10 protein-coding genes are annotated in these 12,921 nt (G+C 72.7%); 3 read left to right on the top strand and 7 right to left on the bottom strand.

The annotated features are described in order from the left end of the window. Positions 1 to 20: 20 nt before the first annotated feature. On the bottom strand, positions 21 to 1,277 hold the full coding sequence (locus BKE38_RS18485; RefSeq protein ID WP_076958744.1) for a M20 family metallo-hydrolase: 1,257 nt from the start codon (positions 1,275 to 1,277) through the stop codon (positions 21 to 23). 179 nt (positions 1,278 to 1,456) lie between these two features. Between BKE38_RS18485 and BKE38_RS18480 the strand changes: the two genes are divergently transcribed. Beyond that, positions 1,457 to 1,777 carry a DMT family transporter gene (locus BKE38_RS18480; protein ID WP_076958743.1) on the top strand — a complete coding sequence of 107 codons (321 nt, stop codon included), beginning with the start codon at positions 1,457 to 1,459 and terminating at the stop codon, positions 1,775 to 1,777. A 71-nt stretch (positions 1,778 to 1,848) separates the two neighbouring features. Here the strand turns inward: BKE38_RS18480 and BKE38_RS18475 are convergent, their stop codons facing one another. Next, positions 1,849 to 3,336 carry an ATP-binding cassette domain-containing protein gene (locus BKE38_RS18475; protein WP_076958742.1) on the bottom strand — a complete coding sequence of 496 codons (1,488 nt, stop codon included), beginning with the start codon at positions 3,334 to 3,336 and terminating at the stop codon, positions 1,849 to 1,851. A gap of 339 nt (positions 3,337 to 3,675) precedes the next feature. Between BKE38_RS18475 and BKE38_RS18470 the strand changes: the two genes are divergently transcribed. Beyond that, positions 3,676 to 5,565 carry a diguanylate cyclase domain-containing protein gene (locus tag BKE38_RS18470; RefSeq protein WP_076958741.1) on the top strand — a complete coding sequence of 630 codons (1,890 nt, stop codon included), beginning with the start codon at positions 3,676 to 3,678 and terminating at the stop codon, positions 5,563 to 5,565. A gap of 52 nt (positions 5,566 to 5,617) precedes the next feature. Here the strand turns inward: BKE38_RS18470 and BKE38_RS18465 are convergent, their stop codons facing one another. Together BKE38_RS18465 and BKE38_RS18460 are read right to left on the bottom strand one after the other, a co-directional pair. Further along, complete coding sequence (locus tag BKE38_RS18465) at positions 5,618 to 7,336, bottom strand: IlvD/Edd family dehydratase (protein WP_076958740.1); 1,719 nt, start codon at positions 7,334 to 7,336, stop codon at positions 5,618 to 5,620. A 23-nt stretch (positions 7,337 to 7,359) separates the two neighbouring features. Continuing rightward, complete coding sequence (locus tag BKE38_RS18460; protein WP_076958739.1) at positions 7,360 to 8,034, bottom strand: GntR family transcriptional regulator; 675 nt, start codon at positions 8,032 to 8,034, stop codon at positions 7,360 to 7,362. A 136-nt stretch (positions 8,035 to 8,170) separates the two neighbouring features. Here BKE38_RS18460 and BKE38_RS18455 point away from each other — a divergent pair, with 136 nt between their 5' ends. Beyond that, positions 8,171 to 9,172 carry a Bug family tripartite tricarboxylate transporter substrate binding protein gene (locus tag BKE38_RS18455; protein WP_076958738.1) on the top strand — a complete coding sequence of 334 codons (1,002 nt, stop codon included), beginning with the start codon at positions 8,171 to 8,173 and terminating at the stop codon, positions 9,170 to 9,172. A gap of 45 nt (positions 9,173 to 9,217) precedes the next feature. On the opposite strand, the gene BKE38_RS18450 is transcribed toward BKE38_RS18455, so the two are convergent. The 3 genes from BKE38_RS18450 to BKE38_RS18440 are packed head-to-tail and all read right to left on the bottom strand — an operon-like array spanning position 9,218 to position 12,915. Further along, a complete protein-coding gene (locus tag BKE38_RS18450; RefSeq protein WP_076958737.1) occupies positions 9,218 to 10,960 on the bottom strand; it encodes an ATP-binding protein in 1,743 nt (580 codons plus the stop codon). Between the two features lie 52 nt (positions 10,961 to 11,012). Continuing rightward, positions 11,013 to 11,732 (bottom strand): SOS response-associated peptidase, encoded by a 720-nt coding sequence (locus BKE38_RS18445; RefSeq protein WP_076958736.1) that lies wholly within the window; start codon positions 11,730 to 11,732, stop codon positions 11,013 to 11,015. Between the two features lie 13 nt (positions 11,733 to 11,745). Next, positions 11,746 to 12,915 carry a M20 aminoacylase family protein gene (locus BKE38_RS18440; protein WP_076958735.1) on the bottom strand — a complete coding sequence of 390 codons (1,170 nt, stop codon included), beginning with the start codon at positions 12,913 to 12,915 and terminating at the stop codon, positions 11,746 to 11,748. Positions 12,916 to 12,921 lie beyond the last annotated feature (6 nt).

Here is a 12,921-nt window from a genome sequence, read left to right as displayed (position 1 = left end):
GGGGCCGCGAGGCCCCTTTTTCAGGCCGCCAGCTCGAGCAGTGCCGCCGCCAGCACCCGCGTTCCCTTGGCCAGCTGCTCCGGCGTCGAATATTCTGACGGGTGGTGGCTGACCCCGTCGCGGCAGGGGACGAAGATCATGCCGCTGGGGCAGAGCGGCACCAGGAACTGCGCGTCGTGGAAGGCGCCCGAGGGCATGCGCAGCGGCTTCAGCCCCTGGGCCAGCGCCGCCCGCTCGACGGCGCCGGGCACCTCCGGCTGGAACTCCACGGGCAGGGCGAAGAAGCGCTCGGTCACGGTGGCGCGGCAGGAGGTCAGCGCCGCCTGGATGACGCCGGGGATGGCGGCGCCGCGGGCCAGCAGCACATCCTTGTCCGGGTGGCGGAAATCGATGGTGAAGCGGGCGCGGTCGGCCACCGTGTTCGAGGAATTGGGAAACACCTCGACCTTGCCCACGGTGAAGCGCAGCACGTCGGCCGGGTCCTGCATCAGCCGGTTCAGCGCAGTGATGGCGCGGACCATGTCCTGCACGGCGTCCTGCCGCTGCGACAGGGGGGTGGTGCCGGCATGGTCGGTCTTGCCCTCGATCTCGACCAGGAACCAGCGGCTGCCCTGGATGCCGGTGACCACGCCGATGTCGAGCCCGCCGGATTCGAGGCGCGGCCCCTGCTCGATATGCGCCTCGACATAGGCATGCGGGCGATAGGCGCCGAGCGGCCGGCGCGGCAGGTCGGCCTCGGCCGCCAGGTGTTCGTCCAGCGCCGCGCGGAAGGGGATGCCGTCAGGATCGACCACCGCATCCCAGCTGTCCGGTTTCGCGAAGCCGGACCAGGCCATGCTGCCCATGCAGCCAGGGGCGTAGCGGCCGCCTTCCTCGTTGGTCCAGGCGACGACCTCGATCGGGCGGCGGGTGGCGAGGCCGGCCTCGCGGATCGCCTGCACCGCCTCCAGCCCCGCCAGCACGCCCCAGATGCCGTCGAAGCGGCCGCCATTGGGCTGGCTGTCCATGTGGCTGCCGGTCAGCACCGGAGCGGCCTCGGGGTCGCTGCCCTCATGCCGCAGGAAGAGGTTGCCCAGCTCGTCGGTGGCGACGGCCAGGCCCAGGGCTTCGGCCCAGCCGATCAGCAGCCGGCGCGCTTCGCGGTCCAGCGGCGACAGGCAGGGGCGGTTGACGCCGTCGCCGGGGATGGCGCCGAGCTTCGCCATCTGCATCAGCCGGTCCCATTGCCGCGCCTCGTCCACCGCCGCGATCAGGTTGGGTGCCACGCTCTCGCTCATGATCCGCGCCTCGCCGTTTCTCCGCGGTATTCCTGACAGGCGCCCCGCGAAAGGCAACGGGGGACGCGGCTTGACCCCTGAACCCCCCGCATGCTGAGAGGGAGGGGCGAGGCCACGTCCTCCCCCCATCAGGGTCGAAGTCCGGGACGGCCCGGCGGTTCTTCTGCAAGGAGGCCGCCATGGCCTGGTTTCTGTTGATCGTCGCCGGGTTGTTCGAGGTCGTCTGGGCCTTCAGCATGAAGCAGTCCGAGGGCTTCACCCGGCTGTGGCCCACCGTCATCACCTTCGCCGCCATGCTGGTCAGCTTCGGCCTGCTCTCCTGGTCGATGCGGGTGCTGCCGCTGGGCACCGCCTACACCATCTGGACCGGCATCGGCGCGGTCGGCGCCTTCACCGTCGGCGTGCTGTTCCTGGGCGAGGCGCTGACGCCGCTGCGGGTGCTGGCGGCGATCCTGATCGTCGGCGGGCTGGTGCTGATGAAGCTGTCCAGCCCGCAGTGACCTTCGCCAGTTGGGCCCTTCAGTCGGGCCCGTCAGTCGGGCCCGTCAATCTGGGCCGTCAGCCGGGACCGTCAGTCCGGGCCGGCGACCTCGCGAAGGCGGCCTGCCTCGATGCGCAGGAAGCGGGTGCCGAGGCGCGCGATGCAGTGCCGGTCATGCGAGACCATCAGGCAGGCGGCCCCGGCCTGCTGCACCGATGCCTCCAGCACCGCCTCCTCCAGCGCCTCGCGGCCGGGGATGTCCAGGTGGTTGGTCGGCTCGTCCAGGATGAAGAAGTTCGGCTGCTGCAGCCGCAGCGCCAGCAGCCCCAGCCGCGCCCGCTGCCCCGGCGACATTGTCTTCAGTTCCCGCTTCTGGTCCGGGACGGGAATGCCGGCGCCGGCCAGCAGGCGCCGCGCCGCGGCGTCGCCCCCCGTCGTCAGGCCGGCGATCAGCCGCTCGGCACTGCTGCCTGGCGGCAGATGCGCCAGCGCCTGGTCCAGATAGCCCGGGCGCAGAGCCGCGCTCGCCGTGATGCCGGGCAGCGGGGTGGCGATGGCCTGGCGCAGCAGCCGCAGGAAGCTCGACTTGCCGCTGCCATTGGCGCCGAGCAGCACCAGCCGCTCGCCGGCGCCGATGGCCAGCGTCCCGCTGCGGAACAGGCGCCTTCCGTCGGGGGCGGCGACCCACTGGTCCTCGACGGTCAGCAGCCGCCTGGCATGCAGCGCGCCGGCGGCCAGGCGGATCGTCCCGGCCCGCGGCGCCGCGGCGGGCGGCGGCGCCGAGGCCTCGACGGCCGCGGCCCGCCTGCCGAGCTGCGCCGATTTCCGCAGCGCCGCGTCGCTGCGCCGGTTGACGCCGACATTCTTCAGCTCGGCGGCGGAGCGGCGCAGGCGGTCGGCCTCGCCGGCGGCGCGCGCCGCCCGGCCGGCCTGGGCCTCCTCGCGTTCGGCCAGCAGCCCGACGGCGCGGCCATAGGGCGCCGGGGCCAGGAAGGAATCGGCCGGCCGCAGGAAGAGGGTCCGCGGACAGCATTCATGGAGGAAGAAGCGGTCATGGCTGGCGACGACCAGGGCCGGCGCGCCGGGGGCGGTGGCCCAGCGCGCCAGCAGGTCGATCCGCGCCAGGTCCAGATGGTTGGTCGGCTCGTCCAGCAGCAGCAGCGCCGGGTCGGCCAGGAAGCCGCGCCCCAGCAGCGCCAGCCGCTGCCAGCCGCCGCTGAGCTGGCCCAGCACCGTCTCGCGCAGCGCCGCGGGCGCCTCGAGCTCCTCCAGCATGGCCTCGGCGCGCCAGGCGCCGGCGGCGCGCTCGGCGGGCGGGATGGCGCGGCGCAGCGCCTCGGCCAGGGTCAGCCCGGCCAGGATCTCAGGCAGCTCCTGCGGCACCAGCAGCGCCGTGGCGCCGCGGGCCAGCGTCAGCCGTCCGGCGGTCGGCGCCTGCTGCCCGGCCAGGCAGCGCAGCAGGGAGGACTTGCCGGCGCCGTTGATGGCGACCAGCCCCAGCCGGTCGCCGGCGGCCAGCGAAAGGCTCAACCCGTCGAAGAGCGGCGCCAGCGCCAGCCCCTGGGCTTGAAGGATCATCTTGTTTCAGTCCGATCAGCGGCCGAACCGGAAGGTCAGCCGTCGCCGCATCCCGTCGGAACGAAGGACGCGGCCCCGAAGGGCAGGAAGCGGGGCTGGGTCAGCCCGGTCCGCTGGCCTGCCCCATGACGATAGCCTGCCATGGGGCGGGGAAGGGCCCGCGCGGGGTGTGCTGGCCGTATGATGTCATGCGGCCCTCCTCAGGCGCGGGGTGATCGGTGGCGGCAGCCTAGCGCCGGCGGCGGCGGGCGGGAAGGCGGCTTCGATCCGCGGGGGCTTTTATCGCTTGCTTAAGCGCGCCCGGACGACCCTGCGGCGCCATTTGCTGCGGCCCCCGCGATGAACCCTCCCGCCCTGCGCTGGCAGGCCCTGCTGCTGATGTTCGTCCTCGGCCTCGCGGTGGTGGCCGAGGAGGCCTGGAACTATGCCGCCAGCCGCCGGCACGAGATCGTCTCGATCCAGGAGGGCATGGCCAACCTGGCCCGCTCGGTCGCGCAGGAGACCGAGAGCAACGTCGCCATGGCCGATGTCGCGCTGGTCGGCTTCGCCCAGGCCATGCAGTCGGACAAGGCGGCGCTGGACCAGGCCCAGGGCCATCTCTGGAGCCAGCTGGAGACCCAGCCGCTGCTGCGCAGCCTGGCGCTGCAGGATGCCGGGGGCAGGCCGCTGGCCGGCCTCGCCGCCCGCAACGGCGCGGTGCGGCCGGAGGCGCCGATCTTCCTCGCCCCCGGCTCCGAGATCGAGCAGCACCTGACCCGCCCCGGCTGGAAGCTGCAGGTCGGCGCGCCGCAGCGCGCGCCCGACGGCGATGGCTGGGTCATCCCGCTGTCGCGCCGCTTCGAGGATGCCGATGGAAGGCTGGCCGGGCTGGTGGTCGCCGCCCTCGACCTCGGCGCGCTGGAAGGGCGGCTGGGCGGCTTCGACCTCGGCCGGCTGGGCTCGATCGCGCTGATCCGCGCCGACGGGCTGCTGCTCGGCCGCTTCCCCTCGATGGAAAGCGCCTTCGGCCGCCGCTTCGACTTCACCGCGCTGGACGAGGCCGGCAAGGGCGGGCCGACCGGCCGCACCGACTATGTCTCGCCGATCGACGGCCGGCGGCGGGTCGGCGCCTATCACATCAGCCCGCGCTACGGCGTCGGCGTCGGCGCGGCGCGCGAGCTGCACGAGGCGCTGGCGCCCTGGACGCAGCGCGCCTGGGCCCGGCTGGCGGTGGTGGCGGCGCTGCTGCTGGGCTCGCTGACGCTGGGGCTGCACCTGATGCGCCAGGTGCTGCGGCGCCGCGCCGCCGAGCAGGCCCGCCTGGCCAGCGAGGCGCATTTCCGCCTGCTGGCCGAGCATGCCTCGGACATGGTGGCGCGGCTCGGGCTGGACGGGCGCTTCCGCTATGTCTCGCCGGCGTCGCAGCGGCTGCTGGGCGCGCCGCCCGAGGCGCTGCTCGGCCGCCCGATCGGCGAGGTGGCGCTGGAGGAGGATCGCCCGGCGCTGCAGCTCGCCCTGGCGGAGGCCGACCATCCCGGCTGCCAGGGCCAGGTCGCCTTCCGCGTCGCGCGCGAGGACGGCGCCACCGCCTGGATCGAGACCACGCTGCAGCGGGTGCGGGAGACCGGGGAGGGCGCCGGCTTCGTCATCGTCTCGCGCGATGTCACCGCCCGCCGTGTCATGGAGGAGCAGCTCTCGGCCCTGGCCATCACCGACGGGCTGACCGGCCTGGCCAATCGCCGCCACCTGGACGAGGCGCTGGCGCGCGCCTGGCAGCAGGCGGTGGAGCGCGGCGCGCCGCTGGCCGTGCTGCTGCTCGACATCGACCACTTCAAGCTGTTCAACGACCAGTATGGCCACCAGGGCGGCGATGCCGCGCTGCGCGCGGTCGCCGGCGCCATCCGCCGCTGCATCCGCGACAAGGACGATCTGGCGGCGCGCTATGGGGGCGAGGAATTCGCCGTCATCCTGCCGGGCGCCGAGGCCGCCGGCGCCGCCCGCGTCGCCGAGCGGGTGCGCAAGGCCATCGCGGCGCTGGCCATCCCGCATGCCCGCCACCCGCTGGGCCATGTCACCGCCAGCATCGGCATCGCGGCGCTGCTGCCGGCAGCGCAACTGGCCGCCGCCGCCGATGCCCCGGAGGAGGAGGCGACCGCCGCGCCGCCGGGGCCGGAGCAGCTGCTGGCCGCCGCCGACGCCGCCCTCTACGAGGCCAAGCGCCAGGGGCGGAACCGGACGATCGCGGCCTAGTCTGTGATCGCCCGACGCGGCCTTACGGACAGGCGTGAACCACGGGCTCAGATCACGGCTTGTTCGGCTTGGCCAGCAGGAAGTCGAGGTCGCAGCCCTCGTCCGCCTGCAGCACCTCGCGGCGATACAGCCTTGCATAGCCGCGCGGCGGCTCGGCGGCCGTCGCGGGCTGGGCGTCGCGGCGGCGCTGCAGCTCGGCCTCGTCGACCAGCAGGTCGATGCGGCGCTCCTTGACCGACAGGCGGATGCGGTCGCCGTTGCGCACCAGCGCCAGCGGCCCGCCCGAGGCCGCGTCCGGCGTCACATGCAGCACGATGGTGCCATAGGCGGTGCCCGACATGCGCGCATCGGAAATCCGCACCATGTCCTTCACCCCGGCCCGCGCCAGCTTCGACGGGATCGGCAGGTAGCCCGCCTCCGGCATGCCCGACGGCGACAGCGGCCCGGCATTCTGCAGCACCAGGACATCGTCGGCGGTGACGTCCAGATCCGGGCTGTCGATGCGGTTCGACAGATCCTCGAGCGAGGTGAAGACCACCGCCCGCGCCTCCTTCTCGAACAGCGTCGGATCGGCCGCGGCGCGCTTCAGGATGGCGCCGCGCGGCGCCAGGCTGCCGAACAGCGCCACCAGCCCGCCCTGCGGCTGCAGCGGCTCCTCCCGGCTGCGGACCACCGTGCGGTCGACGAAGCCGGCCGGCTGGTCGAGGCGCTCGCCCAAGGTCTGGCCGGTGACGGTCAGCGCGTCCAGATGCAGCAGCGGCTTCAGCTCGCGCAGCACCGCGCCGATGCCGCCCGCCACATGCAGGTCCTCCATGTAGAAGGGGCCGGTGGGCTTCAGGTCGACCAGCACGGGCGTGGTGTCGGAGAGCTCGTTGAGCCGGTTCAGGTCGATCTTGATGCCGGCCCGCCCGGCGATGGCGGTCAGGTGGATGATGGCATTGGTCGAGCCGCCGATCGCCAGCAGCACCCGCAGCGCATTCTCCACCGATTTCTCGGTGATGATCTGGCTGGGCCTGATCTTCCTGGCCGCCAGCATCATCGCGGCCTTGCCCGAGGCCTCCGCCGCGCGGATCCGGTCGGCATGCACGGCGGGGATCGCGGCGGTCCCGGGCAGCATCATCCCCAGCGCCTCGGTCAGCGACGCCATGGTGCTGGCCGTGCCCATCACCGCGCAGGTGCCGGCGGTGGTGGCCAGGTTCTCCTCCACCTCCTCGATGGTGTCCTGGTCGATCTCGCCGGCGCGGAACTTGGCCCAGAAGCGGCGGCAATCGGTGCAGGCGCCGAGCCGCTCGCCGCGCCACCGGCCGGTCATCATCGGCCCCGTCACCACCTGGATCGCCGGCACGTCGGCCGAGACCGCGCCCATCAGCTGCGCCGGCACCGTCTTGTCGCAGCCGCCGACGAGGACCACCGCATCCATCGGCTGGCCGCGCACCATCTCCTCGGTGTCCATGGCCATCAGGTTGCGGAAGAACAGGCTGGTCGGATTCAGGAAGACCTCGCCCAGCGAGATCGTCGGAAATTCCAGCGGCAGCCCGCCGGCGGCCAGCACGCCGCGCTTCACCGCGGTGACCAGCTCCGGCACCAAGCGGTGGCAGTTGTTGAATTCCGAATAGGTGGCGGCGATGCCGATCACCGGCTTCTTCATCAGCTCCCGCGAGTAGCCCATGGCGCTGGCCATGCTGAGCCGCAGGTAGCGGGCGAAATCCATGTCGCCGTAATTGGTCAGGCCGCGGGTCAGGCCGACGGCTTCTTTCTTCTCATCGCTCATGGACGTTGTTCCTCAGGGGCAGGTCAGGCGGACAGGAAAGCAGACTGGGCGCGCAGATAGGCCTGGCGGGACGGCGCCAGGTGGTTGCCGCAGAGCCGCGTCAGCCCGGCGCGGTCGCCCGAGGCCAGCGCCGCCAGCATCGCATGGTGCTCCTCCCGCGACCGGGCCAGGGCCGCGGGATCAGGGAAGGCGGCGAAGCGGATGGCATGCGCCCGCTGCGCCAGCCGCTCGATCGCCTCGGCGAGAAACGCATTGCCGCAGCGGGCGAAGAAGCCGCGATGGAAGGCGAGGTTCGCCCGGAACGCCGCCCGGGCATCGCCCGCCGCGACCGCCGCGTCATGCCCCGCCTGCAGCCCGCGCAGCACGGCCAGCTCCGCCTCCGGCAGGGGCAGCGGCATCTGCTGCGCGGCCTGGGTCTCCAGCAGGTCGCGCAGCGCGCAGAGCTGCTCGACCTCGGCCAGGCTATAGGCCTTCACCAGCGCGCCGCGGTGGGGGATGCGCTCGATCAGCCCCATCCCCTCCAGCACCGCCAGCGCCGCCCGCACGTTGTGCCGGCTGGCGGCGAAGCGCTCGGCCAGCTCCTCCTCGATCAGCCGCTCGCGCGGATGCAGCCGGCCGAAGACGATGTCCTCCTCCAGCGCCGCGGCGATGGCGGCGGGAAGCGGGGCAGGCGCCTCGGCGCGCATGGCCTGCGGCATCGGAGTCTCCGGGATCGGTCACCGCCACCGTAAACGCCGACGGGATTGTCGACAATCCCGTCGACTCCCGGTTGACTCGGTGGCGTTCCGCCTTCGAAACTGGCGCGCAGAAAAAGAACCAGTGGAGGAAGTCCCCATGCGCAATCCCCTGTTGCGACATCCCGTGTCCCGCCGCGCCTGGCTCGCCGCACCCGCTCTGCTGCTGGCGAAGCCCGGCCGCGCTGCCGAATTTCCCGACCGCACCATCACCATCGTCGTGCCCTTCGCCCCGGCCGGCGCCACGGATCTGGCCGGCCGCGTGCTGGCCGACCGCATGGGTCCGCTGATGGGCCCGCAGGGCCGCGTGGTGGTGGAGAACAAGCCCGGCGCCGGCTCGGCGCTGGGCGCCGAATATGTCCGCCGGGCGCGGCCGGACGGCTACACGCTGCTGGTCGGCTCCGCCTCGACCCTGGCGGTGGCGCCCGCCGCGCAGCCTGCCGTCGCCCGCTACAACCCGGCCGAGGACTTTTCCCCGATCGCCATCGTCGGCACCAGCGCCCTCGGCCTGGTGGTCCCGGCCGCCTCCGGCATCAAGTCGATCCCCGAGCTCGTGCAGAGGCTGCGGGCCGATGGCGGCAAGCACGGCTATGCCAGCTCCGGCGTCGGTGGCGTCTCGCATCTGGCCTCGGCGCTGTTCAGCAAGCTGGCCGACGCGCCGGCCAACCACATCCCCTATCGCGGCGGCAGCTCCGTGGCGGAGGCGCTGCTGAAGCAGGAGGTGCTCTTCGCCGTCGACCAGATCGCCTCGATCGTCGGCCAGATCCGCGATGGCCAGCTGACGCTCCTGGCCGTCACCACCACCACCCGCGACCGCAGCTTCCCCAACGTCCCGACCCTCGCCGAGGCCGGGGTCAAGGAATACGAGCTCTCCACCTGGACCGCGCTGGTCGCGCCCAAGGACACGCCGGCCGAGGTCGTTGCCCTCCTCAACCGCGCCGCCAACGGGGCGCTGCGCGAGGCCGCCGTGCGCGAGCGCCTCTCCACCAGCGGCACCGATCCCCGCGACGACAGCACGCCGGACACCACCAAGGCCTTCCTGGCGGAGGAATTCGCCAGGTTCAAAGGTGTCGTCGAGAAGACCGGGCTCAGGATAGAGTAAGCAAGGCCGGGGGACAGTATTCCCCCGAGCCCCCTTCTATTTTTGTCAGTTGGCAGGCGCCATCAGCAAGGCGGTGCGCATCGCCTGCTCGGAATCCAGCCAGCCCGTCTCGTTGTCGTCGGCGGCCAGCGTCAGCCCCTCCGGCGACAGCACATGCTTCACCTGGGCGTCGCGCCAGGCCTTCTGGCCGCGCTTCGCCAGCCCGTGGGCCAGGGCGCGCACCAGCCGCAGCACCATCGCCCGCTCGGCCACCAGCTGGGCGGCCTCGGCCACGACCTCGGGCTCGGCCTCCGGCGGCGCCAGGGCGCGAAGACGCTCCGCCAGCAGCGCCACGGCCGGATAGGCCAGGTTCACATGCAGCTGGTGCGTCTCGGCGTAGTAAGCGGCGGCCCGCTCGGTCAGATCGCGATCGGCGATCTCCTGCGCATCGCGCAGCAGCACCAGCGCCGGCGGCACCTCGAAGGCCGGCCCTGGCGGCGGACCTGGCGGCGAGGCGGCCTCGGTCGCCGCGCGCGCCGCGGCCGGCGTCGCTGACGGAGCGGACGGCTTCGACGCCGGCGCGGCCGGGGCGGCGGCAGCCACGACCGGTTGCCCGCGCGGCCGCATCCTCGCCACCTCTAGCCGTTCCAGCAGCTCCTGCATGGTCTGCCGGGCTTCCTCGGCATAGAGCGCCTCGGGCTGCGCCTCGGCCAGCTTCTTCGACAGCCAGCGCGGCAGGTGCTTCGCCAGCAGCCCGGCGAAGTCGAGCAGCTTCACCTGCGCCTGGCTGCCGCCGCGATAGCGCAGGAATTCGCGGTAAGCCTCGGGCTGCACCGGATAGGTCTCCGGCAGCTCGACCAGCAGGGTGACGTGGCGCGACAGGAAGGGGATGCCGAAGCTCGGCGCCTCGCGCCGCCAGGCGGCGGCCCAGAGCAGGCCGTAGATCTCGTCGCGATGCACCACCGCGCCCAGGCTCTTGCGCGCCTCGGCCAGGCTGGCCTCGGGGTCGAAGGCGTAGTGCAGCACCGTGCCGTCCGGCAGCCGCACCGCCTCGTAGCCGGCGCCCGCCTCCTGGGTCAGGGCGGCCAGCCGCGCCGCCAGGCTCTGCAGCGCGACCGGCGCCTTGTTGCCGGCCACGCCCGGCTGCAGCACGACTTCGATTCCGTCGGGGAAGCGGAAGAAGCGGTGGGTGATGGTGTGCGGCAGCCAGCGCGGCGAGACGCGGGGCTGGCCCAGATAGGGATCGGCCGTGGTGTCCTGCGCCGGTGCCTGGCCGAGCAGCACCGCCTCGGTCCAGTCGGGAACCGGGTCGCGGCCTTCGGCGCGCGCCGCCTCTGTCGCCGGGATGACCTCGGTGGGCGACCCGTCCGGCCCGGGGCGGCGCAGCCGGCCATAGACGCCGCCGAACCTGCCGATCACCACCTCCTGCACGGCCCCTTGATGCGCCGAGCGGTAGCGCAGGCCCCGCGGGTTGGAGGGCAGCGCCGCCACCTTCGCCCCCATGCCGAAATTGCGGTCGAGCCCGGTCTCCTTGCGGATCGAGGCGGCGATGTCGCACATGGCGAACAGCTCCGGCCCGGTCAGGCCGCGGCCGCTGTTCCAGATCGCCAGCTTGCGCGCGCCCTCCACCGGCAGCGCCGAGAACTCGACCCGCCGCTGGCCGGCGGGCGCGGTCGCCGCCGCCTCCAGCGCGTTCTGCAGCAGCTCGCGGATCATCATCGTCCTCGGGCAGCGCTCGATCATCGAGGCGACGAGGAAATCCTCGTCCTGCACCTTGAGGCGGGTGACCTTGGCGTCGTCGCTGCGCACGGCATCTCCTTTCCCGGCGGGACGGCCAGCCTAGCAGCCGGGCGCCCTGCCGTCAGGGTGGCGCGTAGGGCGAGGGATCGTCGAGCTCGGGCGGCGGCCGCGCCGCCGTGTCGCGGGCGATCAGCCCGGCATCGTTCTCGGTGAATTTTCCGACACGCGCGCCAACTGGCCAGCAGGCGAGGTCCCCGGCCGGGCTCGGCCGCAGCAGAGCCTGCGGATCGCCCTCCGCCTCGCCGAGCCAGAGCGGCCAGTCCTGGCGCGCCAGGATCACCGGCATGCGGTGATGCACCAGCGCCTGCTTGGCATTGGCCTCGGTGGTGACGATGGAGAAGGTCTTCAGCCAGGAACCGTCCGGCTGCTGCCAGCCTTCCCACAGCCCCGCCAGCGCCATCGGCGCCCCCGAGCGCAGCGCCACCGCATAGGGCTGCTTCGCCTTGCCTTCCTGCCGCCATTCGTAGAAGCCGTCGGCAGGCACCAGGCAGCGGCGCTTCGCGAAAGCCTCGCGGAAGGAGGGCTTCTCGGCGATGCCCTCGGCGCGGGCGTTCATCAGCCTGGCCGCGCCGGAGGCATCCTTGGCCCAGCGCGGCACCAGCCCCCAGCGCAGGATGTCGAGATGCCGCGCGCCGCTCTGCGGGTTGCGCCGCAGCACCGGCGCATGCTGCGTCGGCGCCACGTTCCAGGACGGCGCCGCGTCATTCGGCAGCGGGGTGTGGACCTCGAAATAGGCCCCGAGGTCCACGATCTCCCGCTGCCGGAAGTAGCGCCCGCACATCCGGCGGCGTGCCCTACTTCGGCAGCAGCTGCTCGGCCAGCGTCGCGAAGAAGCTGGCGCCGACCGGCAGGATGGAGTCGTTGAAGTCATACTTCGGGTGGTGCACCTGCGGGTCGCCGGCCGACCTGCCGCCGCCCAGGAACAGATAGGCGCCCGGGCGCTCGTTCAGCATGAAGGCGAAGTCCTCGCCGCCCATGGTGGGTTTCGGCAGCTCGGCCACCTTGGCCTCGCCCGAGACGCTGCCGGCGGCGCGGATGGCGAGCCTGGTGGACGCCTCCTCGTTGATCGTCGCCGGATACATGCGGGTGAACTTGACGTCCGCCTTCGCGCCATAGGCGGCGGCGATGCCGGTGGCAAGCTCGGTCACCTTGCTCTCCAGGACGTCGCCGATCTCCGGCTTGAACCAGCGGGCGGTGCCGTGCAGGCGGACGCTCTCGGGGATGACGTTGAAGGCATGGCCGCCGGTGATGCTGCCGATGGTGACCACGCCGGCCTCGACCGGCTCGATGTTGCGCGCCACGATCGACTGGAAGGCGGTGACGATCTGCGCCGCGATCACCACCGGGTCGTTGCCCTGGTGCGGCATGGCGCCATGCGCGCCCTTGCCGGTCACCGTGATGTCGATATCGGCGACCGCGGCCATCAGCGGCCCGACGCGCCAGGCGAATTCGCCGGCCGGCAGCGACGGCCAGTTGTGGATGCCGAAGACGCGGTCGACGGGGAAGCGGTCGAACAGGCCTTCCTTCACCATCACCTCGGCGCCGCCGCCGGATTCCTCGGCCGGCTGGAAGAAGACATAGACGGTGCCGGCGAAGTTGCGGGTCTCGGCCAGGTACTTGGCGGCGCCCAGCAGCATCGAGGTATGGCCGTCATGGCCGCAGGCATGCATCTTGCCCGGGATGGTCGAGCTGTAGGCGACGCCGCTCTCCTCCAGGATCGGCAGGGCGTCCATGTCGGCGCGGAGCCCGATGGCGCCACCCGGCGCGCTGCCGCGGATCACGCCGACCACGCCGGTCCTGGCGATGCCGGTCACCACCTCGTCGACGCCGAAGCTCTTCAGTTTCTCGGCGACGATGCCGCTGGTGCGCACCTCCTCGAAGGCCAGCTCCGGATGGCGGTGGAAGTCCTGGCGCCAGGCGGTCATCTCGTCGTGGAAGGCGGCGATGCGGTTCAGCACGGGCATGGGCGG

Origin of the sequence: Teichococcus deserti (assembly GCF_001982615.1) — a bacterium.
Lineage (GTDB): Bacteria > Pseudomonadota > Alphaproteobacteria > Acetobacterales > Acetobacteraceae > Pseudoroseomonas > Pseudoroseomonas deserti.
Note: the sequence above shows the minus strand (reverse complement) of the source record. Positions and strands in the feature narration are given on the sequence as shown.

What these genes read in the sequence shown, in the direction of transcription:
- BKE38_RS18465 (WP_076958740.1), bottom strand. Translation starts at nt 7,336, where the DNA reads ATGAGCGATGAGAAGAAAGAAGCCGTCGGCCTGACCCGCGGCCTGACC.
- BKE38_RS18455 (WP_076958738.1), top strand. Translation starts at nt 8,171, where the DNA reads ATGCGCAATCCCCTGTTGCGACATCCCGTGTCCCGCCGCGCCTGGCTC.
- BKE38_RS18475 (WP_076958742.1), bottom strand. Translation starts at nt 3,336, where the DNA reads ATGATCCTTCAAGCCCAGGGGCTGGCGCTGGCGCCGCTCTTCGACGGG.
- BKE38_RS18460 (WP_076958739.1), bottom strand. Translation starts at nt 8,034, where the DNA reads ATGCCGCAGGCCATGCGCGCCGAGGCGCCTGCCCCGCTTCCCGCCGCC.
- BKE38_RS18485 (WP_076958744.1), bottom strand. Translation starts at nt 1,277, where the DNA reads ATGAGCGAGAGCGTGGCACCCAACCTGATCGCGGCGGTGGACGAGGCG.
- BKE38_RS18440 (WP_076958735.1), bottom strand. Translation starts at nt 12,915, where the DNA reads ATGCCCGTGCTGAACCGCATCGCCGCCTTCCACGACGAGATGACCGCC.
- BKE38_RS18445 (WP_076958736.1), bottom strand. Translation starts at nt 11,732, where the DNA reads ATGTGCGGGCGCTACTTCCGGCAGCGGGAGATCGTGGACCTCGGGGCC.
- BKE38_RS18480 (WP_076958743.1), top strand. Translation starts at nt 1,457, where the DNA reads ATGGCCTGGTTTCTGTTGATCGTCGCCGGGTTGTTCGAGGTCGTCTGG.
- BKE38_RS18470 (WP_076958741.1), top strand. Translation starts at nt 3,676, where the DNA reads ATGAACCCTCCCGCCCTGCGCTGGCAGGCCCTGCTGCTGATGTTCGTC.